A 20724-nucleotide genomic window follows, 5' to 3' on the forward strand; every position below is an offset into this window, starting at 1 on the left:
AGTAAGGGAGAGTTGTATTATGGAACAATTTCATGCTACTACCATTTTTGCAGTGCAACATAATGGGGAATGTGCTATGGCTGGTGACGGTCAGGTAACAATGGGAAATGCCGTTGTAATGAAACACACTGCAAAAAAAGTGAGAAAATTATTTAATGGAAAAGTGTTAGCCGGTTTTGCAGGCTCAGTTGCGGACGCTTTTTCTTTATTTGAAATGTTCGAGAGTAAGTTACATGAATATAATGGAAACTTACAGCGTGCAGCGGTTGAACTTGCTAAATCCTGGAGAAGCGATAAAGTTTTACGTAAGCTTGAAGCTATGTTAATCGTAATGGATACGAATCATATGCTGCTGATTTCAGGTACCGGAGAAGTGATTGAGCCTGATGATGGTATATTGGCGATTGGTTCCGGTGGGAATTATGCGCTGGCCGCTGGACGTTCCTTGAAACGTTTTTCCGGTGAAAATATGACAGCCCGAGAAATTGCTCATGCTTCGTTAACAATTGCATCTGAAATTTGTGTATATACGAATTCTAATATTATTTTGGAAGAGCTATGAACAAAGGAGGGTCATAATGAAACAGGACAACAAAAATCTAACGCCGAGACAAATAGTTGAGAAATTGGATCAATACATAATTGGGCAAGCGGATGCTAAAAGAGCAGTCGCTATTGCATTAAGAAATAGGTATCGACGCGGTCTCTTAAAAGAAAACATGCGTGATGAGGTTGTACCGAAAAATATCCTTATGATTGGACCGACTGGTGTTGGAAAAACTGAGATAGCTCGTCGAATTGCTAAAATTGTTAAAGCCCCTTTTATTAAAGTGGAAGCAACAAAATTCACAGAAGTTGGCTATGTCGGACGTGATGTAGAAAGCATGGTGCGTGATTTAGCTGAAACTTCTGTTAGACTTGTAAAAGAAGAAAGAATGCTGGAAGTGAAGGATAAAGCATTAGAAAATGCTAACAATCGAATTGTAGAATTGTTAGTACCTTCAGGCAAAAAGTCGTCTTCCTTTAAAAATCCTTTTGAGATGATATTCGGCGGTTCAGGTGATACTTCCAATCCATCTGATCAAGATAATCAGGAAGATGAAAGAAATATATATGAAAAACGCAGATTAATCAAAGAGCGTTTATTAAAAGGTGAGTTAGAAGAAGAAGTAATTACTGTAGAGGTAGAAGAACAGCCTCCATCAATGTTCGATATGCTTCAGGGATCCGGTATGGAACAAATGGGTATGAATATGCAGGATGCATTCAGTAATCTAATGCCTAAAAAGCAGAAAAAACGAAAACTAGCTATTAAAGATGCACGTAAGGTATTGGCAAATGAAGAAGCGCAAAAATTGATTGATATGGATGAGGTAACACAGGTAGCTATTGAACGAGCTGAACAGACTGGTATCATCTTTATTGATGAAATCGATAAAATAGCGAGTAAGAGCGGCGGTGCCTCTTCAGCAGACGTATCGAGAGAGGGAGTCCAAAGAGATATTCTTCCTGTTGTTGAAGGTTCGACAGTCGTAACGAAATACGGTACTGTTAAAACGGATCACGTGTTATTTATTGCTGCAGGTGCTTTCCATATTGCAAAGCCTTCTGACCTTATTCCTGAACTGCAAGGTCGTTTTCCAATCAGAGTAGAACTTAAAAAATTATCTGTGGATGATTTTTATAAAGTGTTAATAGAACCTGACAATGCTTTGATTAAACAATATATAGCATTATTAGAAACAGAAGGTATAGAAATTGAATTTTCAGACGAAGCTATTCGTAGGATAGCCGAGGTTGCCTTTGAAGTGAACCAAAACACGGATAACATTGGAGCAAGAAGATTACATACTATTATGGAAAAGCTTTTAGAGGACCTATCATTTGAAGCTCCTGAAATTTCTATGGGGCATATTATGATTACCCCTAAGTATGTGGATGAAAAACTGGGCGCAATATCTAAAAATAAAGACTTAAGTGAGTTTATATTATAAGTAGTTTGATGTTTCAGATTATTGCTCAAGGGTACAACTAATTAGTTACATTTTACTCTTTTCCATTATCCTGTTCACTCAATAAACTTGATAAATATCCATAAAAGAAGACATTATAGGAGGAAGTAAACAATGGATTTACTGAATAAAACAAGAAAAATAAACTCGATGCTGCAACAAACAGGCGGAAAGCAAGTTAACTTTAAAGAAATGGCTGAAAGCTTAAGCGAAGTAATTCAGGCGAATATCTTCGTAGTTAGCCGCAGAGGAAAATTACTTGGTTTTCAAATAAACCAACAAATTGAAAATGAGCGTATGAAAAAAATGCTCGAAGATCGTCAATTTCCTGAAGAATATACAAATAATCTTTTCAATATTAAAGAAACATCTTCCAATCTTGATGTTGAAAGCGAATATACAGCTTTCCCTGTAGAAAACAAAGAGTTATTTAAATCAGGCTGGACTACAATTATTCCTATCGTAGGCGGCGGTGAGCGCCTTGGTACATTAATTCTATCCCGTGTAGAACAAAAATTCGCTGACGATGATTTGATTCTAGGTGAATACGGTGCTACTGTTGTTGGAATGGAAATTTTGCGTGAAAAGGCAGAAGAAATTGAAGAGGAAGCTAGAAGCAAGGCTGTTGTTCAAATGGCTATCAGTTCATTATCTTACAGTGAATTAGAAGCTATTGAGCATATCTTTGAAGAATTAAAAGGTAATGAAGGTTTATTAGTTGCTTCCAAAATAGCTGACCGAGTAGGAATTACGCGTTCTGTTATTGTTAACGCATTAAGAAAGTTAGAAAGTGCCGGTGTTATCGAATCTCGCTCTTTAGGTATGAAAGGTACTTATATCAAAGTATTGAATGCTAAATTCTTAAACGAGCTTGAAGGATTAAAACGCTAATACAGCAAATAGAAAGACCGAAGTCAAAAAGTGACTTCGGTTTTTTTGTTACTGGATAAAAGAAGTCGGTTGGACTTGTAATTAACATCAATACAATATCATTTAACGTAAGATGTTGATAGTAATTGTTATTGCACTCTTATTACTTAATAATGGGAAATCAATGAAGGGTTTTCAAACTTACTTTATTTACTTCTATTAGTAATGAAAAAAAACGAACTCCTAAAAATGGGTTCGTTTTTTTGTTAGTTGAAATTTGAACAAAATGTGAAAATAGCCAGGTAAATTCAAAAACTCTTGGTCAAAATAGGACTATTGTACTTATCATTTTATGTTAATTTTCTTTAATATAAATTATGACAAATAATTTATAAATGTGACTATTTTGTCTTATTTATACTTAAAATAAAGAAATATGTAATATTACTCTGTAAAATAATAGTGAATATAGTAGTATATTGGATATATGTTCAATATATAGAAGGATTTGTCGTAGAAAATGAATTAACTAATAGAGTAGGGAAAACTCTCTAAGTATGAAAGGGTGATAAAATGAAGCTTTTTTCCAACACAGTCAGCTTGCTTGAACAAGGGTTGAATTACTCGTCATTAAAATCAAAAGCTATCTCCCAAAATATTGCAAATGTCGACACGCCTAACTATAAAGCAAAAAATGTGAGTTTTAAATCTGAATTAGATCAAGCAGCACAAATAAATAATCAATCCTTTAAAACCGATAGCAGGCACTTTGAATTTAAGAAAACAGGAAGCAGTGCCATTCAAGTAACCAGTAACAGTCGGAATTACAATAGTACAGGAAACAGTGTGGATATGGATAGTGAAATGAGCGATTTGGCTACTAACCAAATCTATTACAATGCATTGATTGAACGGCTGAATGGCAATTTTCAAACATTAAAAAGTGTTATACAGGGAGGTAAGTAGGTATGGGTTTGTTCACTGGCATGAACATTACATCCAGTGCGTTAACAGCACAGCGACTGCGTATGGATGTGATTTCATCCAATATGGCCAACGCTGAAACAACAAGAGGCAAGTATGTTGATGGTGAATGGCAACCTTATCAAAGGAAATCAATTGAATTGCAAACAAAGGATAATGGGTTTTCTAATTTTTTGAATACAGTTATGAATAAAACAAATAATTCTTCTGTTGGTAATGGTGTTAGAGTTGCTGCGATTAAGGAAGATGTCAATATGGTTTACGACCCTGGCAATCAGGCAGCCAATGAAGCTGGTTATATCGAGGAGCCCGATTATAAACTGGTCTATGATCCAGCCCATGCAGATGCTGATCCAGACACGGGGTACGTTAAAATGCCCAATGTTGATCCATTGCGTGAGACAGTTGATTTAATCAGTGCAACAAGGTCATATGAAGCGAATATTACAGTATTCAATGCATCCAAAGGGATGATGATGAAAGCACTTGAAATAGGAAAATAAAATTAGGGGGCTATAAGGGATGGAACCAATTCAATTAAACAACTCTGTTTCTTCAATTTTTACTCAAAAACTACCTAACTCACCCAATACTACACCATACGAATCTCAAAAATCTTTTGCGTCCGTCCTAAAGAAATCTATTGAAGAAATTAATACGACTCAGCAAGAATCAGCTACGATGACACAAAAATTAGCACTTGGTGAAAATGTTGATTTGCATAATGTAATGATTACATCCCAAAAAGCGAGTATAACGCTGCAGGCGGCTATGGAAGTCCGCAATAAAGCAGTCGAAGCTTATCAGGAAATAATGAGAATGAGCATGTAGAAAAATAATATATGCATTGTCCCAACGAAATTAATATTCCCTACATATGACAGGGAAGTCTCTGTGGACGTTAATATTGATGCAAAAGCTAAGTTCGGGGGATCACGATGAAGGAAACGTTCATAAAAATTGGAAATCAAATAAAAGATTTTTGGAAGAGCCGTTCAAGTAAACAGAAAACACTCTATATCAGTATGATGGCTGCAGTAATACTAATTGCTGCTGCGGTTGTTTTTCTTACTTCAAGAACAACGCTCGTTCCTCTATATAGTGATCTTTCACCAACAGAAACTGGATCTATAAAAGAGAATCTGGATGGCAGAGGAATCACGTCGGAAATCGCTGATAATGGCAGTACGATACTAGTTCCAAGTGAAATGGCAGATACGTTGCTAGTTGAGTTTGCTGCAGAGGGTATTCCGAAGTCAGGAAGCGTAGATTATTCATATTTCAGTGAAAATGCAAGCTTTGGTATGACTGATAATGAATTTAATGTCATTAAACAGGATGCTATGCAGAATGAAATAGCAGGCCTTATTAAAGGGATAGAAGGAGTTCAAGGTGCTGAGGTTATTCTCACCCTCCCTGATAAGGGGGTATTCGTTAGTGATACAAAAGAGGAGGCCTCGGCTTCCATAGTATTAAATACAAAGCCTGGACAGGAATTTGAAGAGAAGCAAATACAAGCCTTATATCATTTAGTATCAAAAAGCGTCCCAAATCTTCCTACAGATAATATCGTCATTATGAATCAATACTTTGAGTACTTTGATTTAAATAATAGTGGCAGCAATAGTACGGATAGTTTTGCATCCCAAAATGAAATAAAGAAAGAGATTGAGAAGGATATACAACGCAGAGTTCAAAGTATGCTTGGAACGATCATGGGTAACGATAAAGTTGTTGTTTCTGTAACAGCTGATGTGGATTTTACCCAAGAAAATAGAGAAGAAAATCTTGTGGAACCCGTGGATGAAGAGAATATGGAAGGCCTAACGATCAGTGCCCAAAAACTATCAGAGACCTATACAGGCGAAACAGGAGCAGAAGGCGGTACACCTGTTACTGAAGATCCTTCAGACTCACTGGGATCGCAGTATCTTGAAGGATCAAATGGAAATGGTGATTATGAGAAGACTGAGGAAACAGTAAACACAGAGGTTAACCGAATACGTAAAGAGATTAGTGAATCTCCATACAAAGTAAGAGATTTGGGGATTCAGGTTATGGTTGAACCACCTGATGCTAATGACACCAACTCTCTCCCAGAAGAAAGAATAACTGATATAAGAGATATTTTGGGGACGATTGTGCGAACAAGTATCGATAAATCAGAAAATGAAAATCCTCTAACAGATGATCAATTAGAGGAAAAAATTGCGATTTCCATCCAGCCATTTAATGGGAAAGTTACATTTGAGGAACAGCAGGAAAACAGTATTCCGTGGTGGATTTATGTCATAGGCGGTGTATTATGTTTAGCGATTATTCTGCTTTTGATTTTTATTATCAAATCCAGAAAAAATAAAGAAATTGAGATAGAACAATATGAAGAACCGATCCCTCCTGTTTTGGTAGCCAATATTGAAGACGAAGCAGAATCAGAAGCCACTGTTAAAAGAAAGCAACTAGAAAAATTGGCGAAAGAAAAGCCTGATGAATTTGCGAAACTCTTAAGATCATGGATTACGGAAGACTAGGGGGTAAGAAGACATGTCTATCAGAGATAAAAAAAGTGGTCTAACGGGAAAACAAAAGGCTGCAGTCCTGCTCATTTCAATGGGGCCGGATGTATCTGCAAATGTTTATAAGCATTTATCGGAAGAGGAAATTGAAAAGCTGACCTTAGAAATTTCAGGCGTACGAAAGGTAGGCCCAAAAGAGAAGGAAGATATCGTAGATGAATTCCATACGATTGCGCTGGCACAGGATTACATTTCTCAGGGTGGAATTGGTTATGCCAAAACTGTATTAGAAAAAGCATTGGGCAGTGACCAGGCACAGGCCATTATCAATCGCTTAACATCATCTCTGCAGGTGAAGCCCTTTGATTTTGTCAGAAAAGCAGATCCGGGCCAAATTCTGAATTTTATACAGAATGAGCATCCTCAAACGATTGCCTTAATACTATCTTATTTGGAAGCGGGACAGGCAGGACAGATTTTATCAGAGCTTCCTCAGGATATGCAGGCAGATGTAGCGAAACGGATTGCCTTAATGGACAGCACCTCGCCTGAAATCATCAATGAGGTAGAACAAATTCTAGAACGAAAGCTATCTGCCACTGTTACGCAAGATTATACGCAAACCGGTGGAATTGAAGCCGTTGTAGAAGTGTTAAATGGTGTTGATCGTTCAACAGAAAGAACCATTTTGGATGCTTTAGAAATACAGGATCCTGAATTGGCTGAAGAAATTAAGAAACGAATGTTTGTATTCGAAGACATTGTCACCTTGGATAATAGAGCCATCCAAAGGGTGATAAAAGATGTAGAAAACGAAGATTTAATGCTGTCTCTTAAAGTCGCCAGTGAAGAGGTTAAGGAAATTGTTTATAAAAACATGTCCAAACGGATGGTCGATACATTTACAGAAGAGATGGAATTTATGGGACCGGTTCGTTTACGGGATGTAGAAGAAGCGCAGTCAAGAATTGTTGCGATTATTCGACGCCTTGAGGATGCCGGTGAAATCGTCCTAGCCCGTGGTGGGGGAGATGACATTATTGTCTAGAATTATAAAGTCCCATTATACAGAAACACATGCGCAAGAGAAGAAAATAATCCGGATTAAAAAAATAATGAATGAACAGAATGAGTCCCTTTTTCAAGAAGAGTCAGTAGCTTCTGATCTAAATCGGCTCTTGATGGAAGCCAATCAAAAAGCTGAGGCAATTGTTTTAGAAGCTCAGAAACAGGCTGATCAAGTTTATCTAAAGATACAGGAAGAAGTAAAGCAATGGGATAAGGAAAAACAAATTCTCATTGAAGAGGCCAGACAGGAAGGGTATCTCATTGGTAAGAAACAGGGTGCTTCGGACTCAAAAAGAGAATATCAGCACATGCTGAACCTTGCACAAGAGACAATGAACCAAGCTAAAAAAGAATACCAATCTGTTGTGGAAAAGTCTGAGTTTACCATCCTCAACCTCGGAATAAAGGTAGCTGAAAAAATTATGAATCAGCACTTAGACGAAAATGAGGAAGATTATTTATTTATTGTGAAAAAAGCAATTAAGGAAGCGCGAGAATATAAAAATATTGAACTACATATTCCTCCGCTTCATTACTCTTTTGTCTTAACACATAAAAAAGAATTAATGTCCTTATTTCCAAGAGAAACAGAGTTTTATATCTATCCGAATGATGAGTTAGAAGGAAATGGATGTGTAATTGAATCATCCAATGGACGTTTGGTAGCAAGTGTGGATGAACAGCTGGAACAAATCAGAATTAAGCTTCAGGAATCCCTTGAGGAGGACCTCTAATGAAAGTCTCTCAATTAATAGATCAAATTGATACTCTCGATACGTTTAAGAGATATGGGCGAATTAAAAGAGTGGTAGGTCTTATGATTGAGTCTCAGGGGCCGGCCAGCTCAATTGGAGATGTATGCTTGATCCATACCGGCAAAAAGAACAAGGTAAAGGCTGAAGTAGTAGGATTCCGGGATGAGATTGTCATTTTAATGCCCTATAGTGCTGTAAGTGAGATAGCACCCGGCTCTATTGTCGAGGCGACTCGTAAACCGCTCGAGATCAAAGTAGGAACAGGTTTAATAGGCAAGGCACTTGATGCTATCGGAAACCCACTTGATGGAGGGTCACTTCCATACGGTTTATCCTCTACAGCAACGGAGCAGGATCCTCCAAATCCAATGTCACGTCCGCCCATTAATGAGGGAATTGAAACAGGTGTCCGCATGATTGATAGTTTACTAACGGTTGGAAAAGGTCAGAGGGTTGGAATTTTCGCGGGAAGCGGAGTAGGAAAGAGCACATTATTAGGAATGATTGCCAGGAATACGACAGCTGATTTAAATGTGATAGCTCTTGTTGGTGAACGTGGGAGAGAAGTCCGAGAATTTATCGAAAGAGATTTAGGTCCTCTTGGATTAAAAAGATCTATAGTAGTTGTAGCCACATCAGATCAGCTGCCCTTAATGAGAATAAAGGCTGCTTATACGGCAACAGCCATAGCTGAGTTTTTTCGCGATCGGGGGATGAATGTCATGCTGATGATGGACTCGGTTACAAGGATTGCTATGGCACAGAGAGAATTGGGTCTGGCTGTTGGGGAACCGCCGACAACTAAAGGGTATACTCCATCTGTCTTCAGTATTCTGCCAAGATTGCTAGAGAGAACTGGAACGAACAGTAAGGGAACGATTACAGCCTTTTATACGGTATTGGTAGATGGTGATGATATGAATGAACCTATTGCTGATACAGTACGTGGGATATTAGATGGACATTTTGTTTTAGACAGAGACCTTGCTAATAAGGGACAGTTTCCAGGAATCAATATTTTAAAAAGTATCAGCAGAATAATGGCTCATATTATAGAACCGGCTCATGCTAAAGCAGCTGAAAAGGTACGACAATCCTTAGGTGCTTATCTGGAAGCAGAAGATTTAATTAATATTGGTGCCTATAAAAAAGGCTCCAACCCAATCATTGATGAAGCTATTACTAAATATCCTGCAATCATTGAGTATTTAAAACAGGATGTAAATGAAAAAGTGACGAAACAGCAAAGTATCGAACAACTGCACTTATTAGTAGAGATGGGTGGATGATTCAATGCACTATCAGTATAAATTCGAAAAAATATTAACGATAAAAGAAAAAGAAAAGAATGATTCAGAGTCAAAATATACAGAAGCTGTAAAAGAGTTTGAATCAGAAGCCGAAAATCTCTATCAAGTGCTGAAAAAGAAAGAAGAGTTATTGGATTCACAATCTGAACAATTAAAACAGGGATTGTCCGTACAGCAGGTCAGATATAATCAGCATTTTTTGGATAATCATGAAAAGATGATTGCCCATTATCAAAAGCGTGTGATGGATACACGATCTAAAATGCACTTTTATCACCAGCTTCTGATAGAAAGCAATGTAGAGGTTAAAAAATACGAGAAAATCAAAGAGAAAGATTTTCAAAGATATTTTAATACAATGAAATACGAAGAAAATCGGCAAATGGATGAAATATCTATTCAACAATATATGAGCCGTTCATGATGGAGGCGTAGTAGTTGGATCGTATGGAAGAAAAGGAAAACAAAGGATTTAGTAAACTGAATTTGTTCCTTACTATATTGATTGTTCTGATATTCATAGTTGGAATTCTGGTAATCACCGTAACTTTCTCAGGTAAAAGTATAGGGGAACAAGCTGGAAAACTTGCTGAAAATATTCCCTTTTTAGGTGAGAGTGAGGAAAAGGCAGAAAAACAGACAAATCAAACAAATCAAGCGGACTATGTGAAAGAAATTGCTAGTCTTAAGTCAGAGCTTAAGGATAAAGAGAAAGAAATGGAAAGTCTTGAAAAATTGCTGGATAACAAGGAGATTGAACTCAAGCGCAGTCAGTTATCCGTAGAGCAACTGGAACAGACGATTTCAGAACTAGATCAAAAAAAAGAACAAAACTCAAGATCCTCAAAAGATATCATTGATACCTATGAGAAAATGGCGCCCAAACAGGCGGCCTTAATAGTAGCAGAAATGAATGAGAAAGAAGCGGTGAAAATCCTATCCTCTATTACTACAGAAGCCTTGGCTGACATTATGGAAAAGATGGAAGCTAAAAAAGCTGCCGTATTAATGGAAAAAATCTCGGCCGAGAAAAGTAATGGTGCCGAGGATTCTTAAGGGGAAAGCAGAAAGATTGAAAGGAGGTGAATAAATGAATCAGATGGGTGTATTGCCTAACAACCAATATGTAAAAACAACTGCTTTACCTAATGACCAAGTGCAAATAAATAAAAAATCTCAGGATAAATCTTTTCATAAAATGCTCCAAGATGAAAAGAGCTTGGACAAAGCAGAGAAAACAGAGGATCCAGTATATGAAATACTGCATGATGGAGTTGAAGTAGATGATACTTTGAGTTTCCTGGAAAAAGAGGGACTTGAAGAGTTGGAAGGAGCATTTGAGCTGTTAAATATGCTGCTAGCCAATAACCAGGAAGCTCTTCCAGAATCAGAGTTTATTCAACAGCTTCTGGGTGAAAATCCTTCTGAAGCAATTAAAGAGGCATTAAGGAATTTATTAGATTCAAAGGATACATTTAAGGAGATCGATTTTACTCAATTGCCTCCTGTTGAAGATGATATTGAAACACTTAATGGCATATTAACTAATGGGTTAGCAAAACCATTTGAAGGTTTAACAAATGATCAAAGAAATGCATTTCTTACTCTGTTGAATTTCGGAAAATTGGTTGTGATGAGCCATAAGCATACGTTCAATCAAAAAGGAGCAGAAAATGTTGGTCAATTAGATGCTCTTTTAATGAACTGGAAATACAAATTGACAGCCTTGGATGAAACAAAAAAACCAATTCTGTCTGATGTAAAAAACAATCCTGCTTCATTAAGAGATATAGGCATGAACACATACAATCTGCAATCTAAAACCTATTCATTAAACTTTAAAAATGGTGGTTCCATTGTCGGATTCAATCCTATGTCTGCTAAAAGTGCAGATATTCCGTTAAACCAAACAGTGATGATTGGAGACCTTCAGTTACAAACACAGCAGCAGAGTCCTGTCTTGACCCTTGAAAAAGGTGGACAAGCAGTAGGTGCAGATGAATTCATAAAATCATTTGAATCTCTCTTATCTAAAGCGAATTTTACTAACCAAAATGGTGTTCAAAGATTATTTGTTCGATTGACACCGGAGAACCTGGGTACCTTGCAAATTGAATTAATACAAAAAGACGGCCAGCTGGTAGCCAAAATTATTGCCAATACACAAAAAGGAAAAGAGCTATTAGAATCTCAGATTCAAGGACTAAGAGTTTCATTGGCTGCACAGGGAATTGATTTCGACGAAATAGACCTAGAACAATCACAGGATACGCACTTCCAGGAACAATCTCCTTCTGAAGAGAGAAGAAATCAGCATGAACATCAGGAAGATCAAAATGTTAGGGATCATGATGAAGAATTATTTTCAGGATTTTCAAGTGTTCTGGAAGAATCAATCATTAATCAGGAAATATAGGAGGAGTCATTTTGACAACGATTGATACAAGTCTTTTATATAGTTCCTTACAGAATCAAACGAGGGAAGTAAAAAATAACCTGGATAAGGATGATTTTCTGAAATTATTGCTGACACAGCTACAAAATCAGGATCCAACCAGTCCAATGGACGATACGGATTTTATAGCGCAAATGGCAACCTTCTCAAGTCTTGAGCAAATGACGAATATGAATACGACGTTAGAGAGCTTTGTGAACTCACAAAATCAAAATCTATTAATCACCTATTCGCAGTTTGTGGGGCAGGAAGTGACCTATCATAAACTGGCCAACCCAGATAACGAAGGTGGGGACACGGAGGTTGTGGAAGGAAAGGGTGTTGTGAAATCCATCCAATTTGTTGATGAGAGTGTGAAATTTATTCTAGAAGACGGGACTGTATTAGAGCCTGCAAATATTTCTTCCATAAATCAGCTATCAGAGGGCAATAATCTTGCCGAAGCGAGTCGTCTAATAGGGAAACAAGTGACTTGGCTGGATGATAAAGGGGAAGAACACACGGCAGAAGTATCTTCGGTCTTTCAAAGAGACGGAAAAGTTAAACTAGAGGTGAATGATGAAGCGAAAACCTCTCTGCTTCTCAATCAGTTGATTAAAGTAGGATAAAGATAAGAGGCGAAGTCAATGGATCAAAAAATTATATTCAGGCCACAAGTGCCAATTGCCAATCCACTTAAAGGTGCGCAAAAAAACCAAATGAAAAGTGGAAATGATTCTTTTGAAAGCTTTCTTAGGCCTGAACTGGACGCTGCAAATAAAGGTATTACAATCAGCAAGCATGCCCAACAGCGCATCCAACAACGAAATTTACAGATAGATGAACATCAATGGGGCCAGCTGGAAGTAAAATTGGCTGAAGCAAGGCGCAAGGGTTTAAATGATTCATTGGTGTTGATGGATCATGCAGCCCTCATTGTAAATGCAAAAAATAATACGGTCATTACTGCAATGGATAGAGACGAAGCGGGAGCCCAAATTTTCACAAATATTAATGGGGCAATCATTTTAAAATAAAAACTGGATGGCTGGACCTCATGAGAGGAAGCCAGGCTGTTGATCGACTGATACAGCCAAGCTGAAAGGGGAAAAATAATAATATGTTACGTTCCATGTATTCTGGCATTAGCGGATTAAAAAACTTCCAAACAAAATTGGATGTAATCGGTAATAACATCGCAAATGTGAACACATATGGCTTTAAAAAAGGCAGGGTTACATTTAAAGATACTATGAGCCAAACTGTTTCGGGTGCCAGCGGAGCCACTGCTGATAAGGGCGGTACGAATGCTATTCAGGTAGGCCTCGGAAGCTCACTGGCTTCGATTGATAATATTGATACACAGGGAAGTGCCCAAACGACGAATCGAACACTGGATTTTTCTATTGAAGGTGATGGATATTTCGTAGTTAAAAATGGAAATCAACAATCATATACACGTGCAGGGAATTTTTATTTAGATCAGGATGGGGCACTTGTGACAAGTGAAGGATTTAAGGTTCTAGATATAGACGAACAGGAGATCACTATCCCGCAAAATATAGTCAGCTTCAGTATTGGACAGGGCGGCGAAATAACGGGTGTCGATGCAAATGGAGCTAGTGACACTATAGCAACAATTGGAGTAGCTAAATTCACTAACCCGGCCGGATTAACGAAGGCGGGTAATAATACATTTCAAGCATCTGCAAATTCTGGGGTACTCGACATAGGAACAGCAGACACCGAAGGTAGAGGGAAACTGACATCAGGTCGACTTGAAATGTCAAATGTGGATTTATCTGAAGAATTTACAGATATGATTGTGGCACAGCGTGGTTTTCAGGCTAATACCCGCATTATCACAACATCTGATGAAATCCTTCAGGAATTAGTTAATTTGAAAAGGTAATGGTAAAGGAGGCAGGGGCTAAAGAAATCCTTTAGCCCTCCCAATTATGATACAGGTAACCAAATTGAACGGAAAAAAATACTTTTTAAATGCATTATTCATAGAGTCTGTAGAAGCAAATCCAGATACGACTATAACACTTACCAATGGAAAAAAGTTAATCGTCGCAACTGAGGAAAGAGAACTTATACAGATGATTAATCATTTTTATCGCAGCATAAACGTTTTAGGACATCAGCAGAACCGGGAGGATACCGATGAAGAATAAATTAATACTTTTATTTTTGTCAGCTATTTCTTTGCTGGGGATCATCGCGGTTGTTGTGTTAATGAATTACACAGGCGACTCTGCAGATAAAGAACCGAGTATTGATGAGGTTATTAAATATTCTGTTGAAATACCGGAAATTACGACTAACTTAACGGATAATACGTTAATTCGAGTAACGTATATGATGGAAACAGACGGTAAAAAGGCAAAAGAGGAATTAGAAAAAAGAATTTTCCAAGTAAATGACATTGTCATTAAAGAATTATCTGAGATGAAAGCTGAACAACTGAATGATAAAAAGGGCAAACTGGAATTTGAAAATAAACTTAAGGAACAAGTGAATGAGTTGATGCAGGAAGGTAAGGTTATTCAAGTTTATACTACCTCGTCTATTCTCCAATAAAAAGCGACGGACATAAAAGTATCTGAAACTACGGAGGTGATTCGATTGTCTGGCGAGGTTTTATCACAGAATGAAATTGATGCATTATTATCTGCCCTCTCAACAGGTGAAATGGATGCAGATGAATTGAAAAAGGAAGAGAATGAAAGAAAAGTAAGAGTTTATGATTTTAAAAGAGCTTTACGGTTTTCGAAAGACCAAATTCGAAATTTAACAAGAATACATGAGAATTTTGCTCGTTTACTGACCACTTATTTTTCAGCGCAGTTACGCACGTATGTCAATATCAATGTTGCGACAGCTGATCAGCTTCCGTATGAAGAATTTATACGTTCAATTCCTAAAATGACGATTATGAATGTTTTTGAGGTTCCTCCTTTAGATGGACGAATCTTGATGGAAGTTAATCCGATTATCGCTTATACCATGCTCGATCGTGTATTAGGCGGCAGAGGTTCAAGTCTTAATAAAGTTGAGAGCCTCACAGAGATAGAAACCAAAATTATGTCCAATCTATTTGAACGTGCATTTGAGAATCTAAAGGAAGCGTGGGCTAACATAGCCGATATAAACCCGGAGCTATCAGAGTTTGAGGTTAATCCACAATTCTTACAGATGGTTTCCCCAAATGATACGGTGGTTGTAATTTCATTAAATATTACAATCGGTGAAGTTAGCGGGATGATAAATATATGTATACCGCATGTAGTATTAGAGCCTATTATTCCTAATTTATCTGTACATTATTGGATGCATACAAACAAAAAGAAAAGAGAACCAAATGAAGTACAAGCGATAGAACAACAAGTTCGAACAGCAGAGTTACCCCTGATTGCTCAATTGGGAACTGCTGATATTTTAATCCAAGACTTCTTAAATCTAACTGTGGGGGATGTTATTGAATTAGGTCAGCCAATAGACAGCCCAATCGTGTTGTCCATAGGAGATGTTCCTAAATTCCTTGGACAGGCAGGAAAGGTAAATAAGAAGATAGGCATTCAAATATTGGAGAACTTGAAAGGGGGAAGCTTAGAATGATGAACAATGAAAGACTTACTCAGGAAGAAATTGATGCATTATTAGATAGTTCTAATCAGGAAGTGTTTCCTGCTTCACCAGCGATAGGTGATTATTTTTCATCAATGGAACAGGATGCTCTTGGTGAAATTGGCAATATATCATTTGGAAGCTCAGCAACTGCTTTATCTATACTATTAAATCACAAAGTGGATATTACGACACCTTGCGTTTCTATAGTTGCCAGTGAAAAATTAGTGGAAGAATTTCCACAGCCATATGTAGCCATTCAGGTGGAATATACAGATGGTTTTATTGGTTCTAATTTGTTGGTCATAAAGCAAACAGATGCTGCTATTATTGCTGACCTCATGCTGGGTGGAGATGGGCATTCTCCAGCTGAGGATTTATCTGAGATTCATCTAAGCGCTGTACAGGAAGCGATGAATCAAATGATGGGTTCTGCTGCAACCTCCATGTCGACTGTTTTTAATAAGCGTGTAGATATCTCGCCTCCATCCATAGAGCTTATAGATTTAATGGAAGGCTCTGGACATGATGTTTTTCCAAAAGCTGATTTGCTTGTGAAAGTGTCTTTTAGATTAACGATAGGGAACTTAATAGATTCCTATATCATGCAATTATTGCCTGCGCATTTTGCCAGAAGTTTAGTAGATGAATTGATGAAGAAAACTTCTCCTGAGATGGGAGAGACAATTAAACAGAATCAACCAGCTGCCTATTCTATGAGTGGAGTGGAACCAACTGTGAGAACCAGTAATGAGAGAGTAGCTAAAACGGCATCTGATCAATCGTATCAAGCGGAGCACATCAACGACGCACTGTTGGGAGGTAAAACAGAGATAAATATGCAAAGCAATCAATATCTAGGAACGAATTCTGCTCCCTATAGCCAGCCGGTTCAGGTACAGCCTGCCACGTTTTCTGAATTTGAGCACACGCAGCGGTTAGATGAAAAAGAGGTTAATAACCTCAATATGTTATTGGATATTCCTTTGCAGGTAACCGTAGAACTGGGAAGAACGAATCGGTCCGTCAAAGAAATTCTTGAGCTATCATCAGGATCTATTATTGAATTGGATAAATTAGCCGGTGAACCGGTCGATATTTTGGTGAATAAGCGTTTGATTGCCAAAGGAGAAGTCGTTGTAATTGATGAAAATTTTGGTGTTCGGGTTACAGATATTATTAGCCGAACTGACCGTCTGAAAAAATTAAAGTAAGCTGGGGGAAGAAAGAATGTCACACAAAATTTTAGTAGTCGATGATGCTGCATTTATGAGAATGATGATTAAAGATATCCTGGTTAAGAATGGATATGATGTTGTGGGAGAAGGAGCGGATGGTCATCAGGCTATTGAGCTATATAAAGAAACAAATCCTGATTTGGTCACAATGGATATTACGATGCCAGATATGGACGGAATTACAGCATTAAAAGAAATACGCAAAATCAATCCAAATGCCAAGGTTATTATGTGTTCGGCAATGGGTCAGCAGGCAATGGTTATTGATGCTATTCAGGCAGGTGCAAAGGATTTTATTGTAAAACCTTTTGCAGCTGACCGAGTTTTGGAGGCAATCAGCAAAGCTTTATCGTAAAGAGGGGAAGTAAACGTGCAACGGATGCCAAGCTATATAAAGGTTATTCTTTTCTTCATTTTGTGTTTTGCCATTACTGCACCATTCAAAGAAATTGCAGTAAATGCAGCGCCAGACAATGGCAGCCAAAGTGTGGACAGTTATTACAATACTAAAGATCGTAAGACAGAGACAGGGGATATCGACCAGACCAATAATAACAGTATCTCTGATTCAGCTGAAAATGAGACAAATGACATTGGAATTACAATTGGAGATATCTTTAGAATGGTATTCGCCCTACTATTTGTTGCTGGATTAATGTACATTCTTCTGCGCGTCATTAATAAAAAGAATCGTGGATATCAGCACGGCCAAACTATTGAAAACCTGGGAGGGACTCCGTTAGGTGGAAATCGCTCTGTCCAGATGGTAAGGGTTGGGGAGAAAATCTACATTGTAGGTGTTGGAGACTCGGTTCAATTACTCAATGTGATTGATGATAAGGAAGAATACAGCAAGCTAATTGAAGAACATAATCAGAAATTAGAAACTCAGATTGCCCCAATGGACCTTGCAGGCAAGCTCATTGATAAATGGAAAATAAAAACTTCCAGGCAAACGGAGAAGTCGTTCAAAAGTCAATTTAATGAACAGTTGAAACAACTAAAGGAAGACCGCAAACAGATTACAAAAGAAATAAGCAAGAAAGGAACACACCGAGATGAATGACTTAATGACTCTCTTTAGCAGTGGGGATGCCGATACCGTTTCTACATCAGTTAAGCTGCTCCTGTTATTAACGGTTCTTTCTCTTGCACCAAGCATTTTAATTTTAATGACCTGTTTTACAAGAATTGTTATTGTTCTGGGCTTTGTAAGGACAGCTTTATCGACACAGCAAATGCCCCCTACACAAGTGTTGATCGGATTATCGCTCTTCATTACATTTTTTGTAATGGCACCGGTTTTATCTGAAGTGAATGATGAGGCGCTTCAACCGCTTTTTAAGGATGAAATAAAGCTGGAAGAAGCATATGAAAAGGCAGCAGGGCCCTTTAAGGAGTTTATGAGTAAACATACAAGGCAAAAGGATTTACAGCTATTCCTGGAATATTCTAAGGCGGATACACCTGAATCAATTGAAGATATTTCTTTAACTACGCTGGTACCTGCATTCGCGATCAGTGAAATGAAAACAGCCTTTCAAATTGGCTTCATGATTTTTATCCCATTTCTGGTGATAGACATGATTGTGGCGAGTGTTCTAATGTCCATGGGTATGATGATGCTACCGCCGGTCATGATCTCATTACCCTTTAAAATCTTACTGTTTGTGATGGTCGATGGATGGTATTTAGTTGTTAAATCTTTATTACAAAGTTTTTAGGCAGGTGAGAGAAAGATGACATCAGAAGCAGTAATTTCGTTGGCTGAAAAGGGGATTTATACTGTATTAATCATAAGTGCTCCCTTACTGATCCTAGCTCTTGGGATTGGTTTAATTGTCAGTATTTTTCAGGCGACCACACAAATCCAGGAGCAAACGTTAGCTTTTATTCCGAAAATCGTCGCTGTTTTGTTGGGCATTGTATTTTTTGGGCCATGGATGCTGAGTAAAATGCTCTCTTACACGGCTGACATTTTTAATAATCTAACGAAGTTTGTAGGATAGGCTATGGAAGAGATTGTTCCCAAATTTAGTGTATACTTATTGATTTTTGTACGTCTTGCATCCTTTTTTATTACAATGCCTATCTTTTCATATAGAACGATTCCTGCACAGCATCGCTTAGGAATCAGTGCTCTGCTCGCCTGGATTATGTATTATACGGTATCTTCTCCAGGCTTTGAAATTGACGGTTTATATCTTTTATTGGTGTTAAAAGAAGCCTTAGTCGGATTAATGATTGGCTTTTTTGCGTATATGATGTTCTCAGCTGTTCAAACAGCCGGAGGATTCATTGATTTTCAGATGGGCTTTTCAATGGCTAATGTCATTGATCCGCAGACAGGGGTTCAAAGTCCCTTAATGGGTCAATATCTTTATACATTTGCACTCCTTTTTTTGCTGGCGATTGACGGACATCATTTGTTATTGGACGGAATTTTTTACAGCTATGAATTCATCCCTTTGTCAACAGATTTTCTTCCGTTTGGAAATGAGCAAATCCTCACATTGATGATTCAATTCTTTACACAGTCATTTATCATTGCTTTTCAAATGTCTATCCCAATTGTTGGAAGTTTGTTTTTGGTAGATATAGCACTAGGTATTGTAGCAAGAACGGTGCCGCAAATGAATATATTTGTTATTGGTTTTCCAATCAAAATATTTGTCAGTTTAATTTTGTTAACTATTACGATGGGAACCATCTTACTTCTGGTAAAAGGGCTTTTGAATACAACATTGGAAGGAATGCGTTCACTTATGCATCTGCTTGGAGGAAGTTAGAATGAGCCTACTAAAACTGGATTTGCAATTTTTTTCGGGGGAGAAAACAGAGAAGGCTACTCCTAAAAAAAGACAGGATGCAAGGAAAAAAGGGCAGGTTGCCAAAAGTCAGGATATCAATACAGCAGTTGTTTTGTTAGGGGTATTTCTCATTTTATATATAGCAGGTGGTTTTTTAAAAGATAGATTACTAGCTATTTTTAAGTATCCAATCAATCTATCTGCTACCTTCTCATATTCAGAAGCGGATTTATATTTAATGTTTATTGAACTTCTTAAACAAATGGCTATTATCTTGGGACCTATTATGTTAGCGGCTTTTATAGCCGGAATTATCGCTAATTTTGCGCAGGTAGGAGCCATGTTTTCAACCGAAACTATACAATTTAAGCTTGAAAAAATTGACCCAATAAAAGGGTTTAAACGGATTCTTTCAATGAGAGCGCTCGTCGAAATGCTCAAATCTATATTAAAGATTTCGGTCATTGGAGTTATAACCTTTTATTCTATTTGGTCGCGGTTGGATGAAATTATGATGCTTTCAACTAAAACGATGGGGGCATCCTTAATTACACTTGCAGATATTACAGTCAAAACCGGTTTGTTTGCTTCGGGAGCTTTATTGTTTTTAGCCCTGTTGGACTATCTTTATCAACGTTTCGATTTTGAAAAGAGCATTCGAATGTCTAAACAGGAAATTAAACAAGAGTATAAAACAATCGAAGGAGATCCGATAATAAAGTCTCGAATCAAGCAAAAACAAAGAGAAATGGCCATGTCGAGAATGATGCAGGAGATACCAAAAGCTGATGTAGTAATTACGAATCCGACCCACTATGCGATTGCTTTAAAATATGACGAAAATCAGCTGGATGCACCATATGTAGTAGGAAAAGGGCTGGATTTTGTTGCCCAGAAAATAAAGCTTGTCGCTAAAGAAAATGATATTCCGATGATGGAAAACAGACCATTAGCAAGAGCATTGTACAATCAGGCAGATATCGGTCAGGCAATCCCTGAAGAGTTTTACAAAGGAGTGGCTGAGATTCTTGCGTACGTCTATAAACTGAAAGGCAAGTCGTAGGAAATATGATTAGCCTGATATCATTTTTGCC

The 20724-nt window shown here is 37.7% G+C and carries 26 protein-coding genes; all 26 read left to right on the forward strand.

Going from position 1 to position 20724, the window contains the following annotated elements; genetic code table 11:
- Positions 1 to 19: 19 nt before the first annotated feature.
- The 26 genes from hslV (at position 20) to flhB (ending at position 20693) form a co-directional block, all read left to right on the forward strand.
- On the forward strand, positions 20 to 562 hold the full coding sequence (gene hslV / locus FHY47_RS01695; protein WP_140461265.1) for an ATP-dependent protease subunit HslV: 543 nt from the start codon (positions 20 to 22) through the stop codon (positions 560 to 562).
- A 16-nt stretch (positions 563 to 578) separates the two neighbouring features.
- Positions 579 to 1994, forward strand: a complete 1416-nt coding sequence (gene hslU / locus FHY47_RS01700) for an ATP-dependent protease ATPase subunit HslU (RefSeq protein WP_140461266.1) — start codon at positions 579 to 581, stop codon at positions 1992 to 1994.
- Positions 1995 to 2126: 132 nt separating this feature from the next.
- Positions 2127 to 2903, forward strand: a complete 777-nt coding sequence (gene codY, locus FHY47_RS01705; protein WP_066100446.1) for a GTP-sensing pleiotropic transcriptional regulator CodY — start codon at positions 2127 to 2129, stop codon at positions 2901 to 2903.
- 552 nt (positions 2904 to 3455) lie between these two features.
- Complete coding sequence (flgB, locus tag FHY47_RS01710; protein ID WP_066100443.1) at positions 3456 to 3848, forward strand: flagellar basal body rod protein FlgB; 393 nt, start codon at positions 3456 to 3458, stop codon at positions 3846 to 3848.
- A gap of 2 nt (positions 3849 to 3850) precedes the next feature.
- On the forward strand, positions 3851 to 4369 hold the full coding sequence (locus FHY47_RS01715; protein WP_148629564.1) for a flagellar basal body rod protein FlgC: 519 nt from the start codon (positions 3851 to 3853) through the stop codon (positions 4367 to 4369).
- Between the two features lie 19 nt (positions 4370 to 4388).
- Entirely contained in the window at positions 4389 to 4697 is a 309-nt protein-coding gene (gene fliE / locus FHY47_RS01720) for a flagellar hook-basal body complex protein FliE (RefSeq protein WP_066100437.1), read from the forward strand.
- 107 nt (positions 4698 to 4804) lie between these two features.
- Entirely contained in the window at positions 4805 to 6397 is a 1593-nt protein-coding gene (gene fliF, locus FHY47_RS01725; RefSeq protein WP_148629565.1) for a flagellar basal-body MS-ring/collar protein FliF, read from the forward strand.
- Positions 6398 to 6410: 13 nt separating this feature from the next.
- A complete protein-coding gene (gene fliG / locus FHY47_RS01730; RefSeq protein WP_066100433.1) occupies positions 6411 to 7430 on the forward strand; it encodes a flagellar motor switch protein FliG in 1020 nt (339 codons plus the stop codon).
- A complete protein-coding gene (fliH, locus tag FHY47_RS01735) occupies positions 7423 to 8184 on the forward strand; it encodes a flagellar assembly protein FliH (RefSeq protein ID WP_187393410.1) in 762 nt (253 codons plus the stop codon). Before fliG ends, fliH begins: the two co-directional genes overlap by 8 nt.
- Positions 8184 to 9494, forward strand: a complete 1311-nt coding sequence (gene fliI, locus FHY47_RS01740) for a flagellar protein export ATPase FliI (RefSeq protein ID WP_148629567.1) — start codon at positions 8184 to 8186, stop codon at positions 9492 to 9494. The genes fliH and fliI overlap by 1 nt, the downstream gene beginning before the upstream one ends.
- Before the next feature lie 4 nt (positions 9495 to 9498).
- Positions 9499 to 9939, forward strand: a complete 441-nt coding sequence (gene fliJ / locus FHY47_RS01745; RefSeq protein ID WP_139891250.1) for a flagellar export protein FliJ — start codon at positions 9499 to 9501, stop codon at positions 9937 to 9939.
- A 14-nt stretch (positions 9940 to 9953) separates the two neighbouring features.
- Positions 9954 to 10571 carry a MotE family protein gene (locus FHY47_RS01750; protein WP_148629568.1) on the forward strand — a complete coding sequence of 206 codons (618 nt, stop codon included), beginning with the start codon at positions 9954 to 9956 and terminating at the stop codon, positions 10569 to 10571.
- 34 nt (positions 10572 to 10605) lie between these two features.
- On the forward strand, positions 10606 to 11931 hold the full coding sequence (locus FHY47_RS01755; RefSeq protein WP_148629569.1) for a flagellar hook-length control protein FliK: 1326 nt from the start codon (positions 10606 to 10608) through the stop codon (positions 11929 to 11931).
- A gap of 11 nt (positions 11932 to 11942) precedes the next feature.
- Positions 11943 to 12578, forward strand: coding sequence for a flagellar hook assembly protein FlgD (gene flgD / locus FHY47_RS01760; protein WP_225983672.1), 636 nt, complete (start codon positions 11943 to 11945; stop codon positions 12576 to 12578).
- Between the two features lie 18 nt (positions 12579 to 12596).
- Entirely contained in the window at positions 12597 to 12986 is a 390-nt protein-coding gene (locus tag FHY47_RS01765; RefSeq protein ID WP_139891246.1) for a TIGR02530 family flagellar biosynthesis protein, read from the forward strand.
- An 83-nt stretch (positions 12987 to 13069) separates the two neighbouring features.
- A complete protein-coding gene (gene flgG / locus FHY47_RS01770; RefSeq protein ID WP_148629570.1) occupies positions 13070 to 13861 on the forward strand; it encodes a flagellar basal body rod protein FlgG in 792 nt (263 codons plus the stop codon).
- A gap of 46 nt (positions 13862 to 13907) precedes the next feature.
- Entirely contained in the window at positions 13908 to 14129 is a 222-nt protein-coding gene (locus FHY47_RS01775; RefSeq protein ID WP_139891244.1) for a flagellar FlbD family protein, read from the forward strand.
- Positions 14119 to 14535 carry a flagellar basal body-associated protein FliL gene (fliL, locus tag FHY47_RS01780; RefSeq protein ID WP_139891243.1) on the forward strand — a complete coding sequence of 139 codons (417 nt, stop codon included), beginning with the start codon at positions 14119 to 14121 and terminating at the stop codon, positions 14533 to 14535. Before FHY47_RS01775 ends, fliL begins: the two co-directional genes overlap by 11 nt.
- A gap of 45 nt (positions 14536 to 14580) precedes the next feature.
- Positions 14581 to 15573 carry a flagellar motor switch protein FliM gene (fliM, locus tag FHY47_RS01785; RefSeq protein ID WP_139891242.1) on the forward strand — a complete coding sequence of 331 codons (993 nt, stop codon included), beginning with the start codon at positions 14581 to 14583 and terminating at the stop codon, positions 15571 to 15573.
- Positions 15570 to 16796: a flagellar motor switch phosphatase FliY gene (fliY, locus tag FHY47_RS01790; protein WP_139891241.1), complete on the forward strand. Its 1227-nt coding sequence runs from the start codon at positions 15570 to 15572 to the stop codon at positions 16794 to 16796. The genes fliM and fliY overlap by 4 nt, the downstream gene beginning before the upstream one ends.
- Positions 16797 to 16812: 16 nt before the next feature.
- Positions 16813 to 17175: a response regulator gene (locus FHY47_RS01795; protein WP_139891240.1), complete on the forward strand. Its 363-nt coding sequence runs from the start codon at positions 16813 to 16815 to the stop codon at positions 17173 to 17175.
- A gap of 24 nt (positions 17176 to 17199) precedes the next feature.
- Positions 17200 to 17886: a flagellar biosynthetic protein FliO gene (locus tag FHY47_RS01800; RefSeq protein ID WP_254654688.1), complete on the forward strand. Its 687-nt coding sequence runs from the start codon at positions 17200 to 17202 to the stop codon at positions 17884 to 17886.
- The gene (gene fliP / locus FHY47_RS01805) at positions 17879 to 18544 is read left to right on the forward strand and encodes a flagellar type III secretion system pore protein FliP (RefSeq protein ID WP_066100426.1); all 666 of its coding nucleotides are present in this window, start codon (positions 17879 to 17881) and stop codon (positions 18542 to 18544) included. The genes FHY47_RS01800 and fliP overlap by 8 nt, the downstream gene beginning before the upstream one ends.
- 15 nt (positions 18545 to 18559) lie before the next feature.
- Positions 18560 to 18829 (forward strand): flagellar biosynthesis protein FliQ, encoded by a 270-nt coding sequence (fliQ, locus tag FHY47_RS01810; RefSeq protein ID WP_066100423.1) that lies wholly within the window; start codon positions 18560 to 18562, stop codon positions 18827 to 18829.
- A gap of 3 nt (positions 18830 to 18832) precedes the next feature.
- Entirely contained in the window at positions 18833 to 19609 is a 777-nt protein-coding gene (gene fliR / locus FHY47_RS01815; RefSeq protein WP_066100420.1) for a flagellar biosynthetic protein FliR, read from the forward strand.
- A 1-nt stretch (position 19610) separates the two neighbouring features.
- Positions 19611 to 20693 (forward strand): flagellar biosynthesis protein FlhB, encoded by a 1083-nt coding sequence (flhB, locus tag FHY47_RS01820; protein WP_148629571.1) that lies wholly within the window; start codon positions 19611 to 19613, stop codon positions 20691 to 20693.
- Positions 20694 to 20724: the final 31 nt, after the last annotated feature.

Origin of the sequence: Bacillus sp. E214, assembly GCF_008087365.1 — a bacterium.
GTDB lineage: Bacteria > Bacillota > Bacilli > Bacillales > Pradoshiaceae > Pradoshia.

Coding starts and splice junctions, on each gene's coding strand:
- hslV (WP_140461265.1), top strand. CDS start 20: ATGGAACAATTTCATGCTACTACCATTTTTGCAGTGCAACATAATGGG.
- hslU (WP_140461266.1), top strand. CDS start 579: ATGAAACAGGACAACAAAAATCTAACGCCGAGACAAATAGTTGAGAAA.
- codY (WP_066100446.1), top strand. CDS start 2,127: ATGGATTTACTGAATAAAACAAGAAAAATAAACTCGATGCTGCAACAA.
- flgB (WP_066100443.1), top strand. CDS start 3,456: ATGAAGCTTTTTTCCAACACAGTCAGCTTGCTTGAACAAGGGTTGAAT.
- FHY47_RS01715 (WP_148629564.1), top strand. CDS start 3,851: ATGGGTTTGTTCACTGGCATGAACATTACATCCAGTGCGTTAACAGCA.
- fliE (WP_066100437.1), top strand. CDS start 4,389: ATGGAACCAATTCAATTAAACAACTCTGTTTCTTCAATTTTTACTCAA.
- fliF (WP_148629565.1), top strand. CDS start 4,805: ATGAAGGAAACGTTCATAAAAATTGGAAATCAAATAAAAGATTTTTGG.
- fliG (WP_066100433.1), top strand. CDS start 6,411: ATGTCTATCAGAGATAAAAAAAGTGGTCTAACGGGAAAACAAAAGGCT.
- fliI (WP_148629567.1), top strand. CDS start 8,184: ATGAAAGTCTCTCAATTAATAGATCAAATTGATACTCTCGATACGTTT.
- fliJ (WP_139891250.1), top strand. CDS start 9,499: ATGCACTATCAGTATAAATTCGAAAAAATATTAACGATAAAAGAAAAA.
- FHY47_RS01755 (WP_148629569.1), top strand. CDS start 10,606: ATGAATCAGATGGGTGTATTGCCTAACAACCAATATGTAAAAACAACT.
- FHY47_RS01765 (WP_139891246.1), top strand. CDS start 12,597: ATGGATCAAAAAATTATATTCAGGCCACAAGTGCCAATTGCCAATCCA.
- flgG (WP_148629570.1), top strand. CDS start 13,070: ATGTTACGTTCCATGTATTCTGGCATTAGCGGATTAAAAAACTTCCAA.
- FHY47_RS01775 (WP_139891244.1), top strand. CDS start 13,908: ATGATACAGGTAACCAAATTGAACGGAAAAAAATACTTTTTAAATGCA.
- fliL (WP_139891243.1), top strand. CDS start 14,119: ATGAAGAATAAATTAATACTTTTATTTTTGTCAGCTATTTCTTTGCTG.
- fliY (WP_139891241.1), top strand. CDS start 15,570: ATGATGAACAATGAAAGACTTACTCAGGAAGAAATTGATGCATTATTA.
- FHY47_RS01795 (WP_139891240.1), top strand. CDS start 16,813: ATGTCACACAAAATTTTAGTAGTCGATGATGCTGCATTTATGAGAATG.
- FHY47_RS01800 (WP_254654688.1), top strand. CDS start 17,200: ATGCCAAGCTATATAAAGGTTATTCTTTTCTTCATTTTGTGTTTTGCC.
- fliP (WP_066100426.1), top strand. CDS start 17,879: ATGAATGACTTAATGACTCTCTTTAGCAGTGGGGATGCCGATACCGTT.
- fliQ (WP_066100423.1), top strand. CDS start 18,560: ATGACATCAGAAGCAGTAATTTCGTTGGCTGAAAAGGGGATTTATACT.
- fliR (WP_066100420.1), top strand. CDS start 18,833: ATGGAAGAGATTGTTCCCAAATTTAGTGTATACTTATTGATTTTTGTA.
- flhB (WP_148629571.1), top strand. CDS start 19,611: ATGAGCCTACTAAAACTGGATTTGCAATTTTTTTCGGGGGAGAAAACA.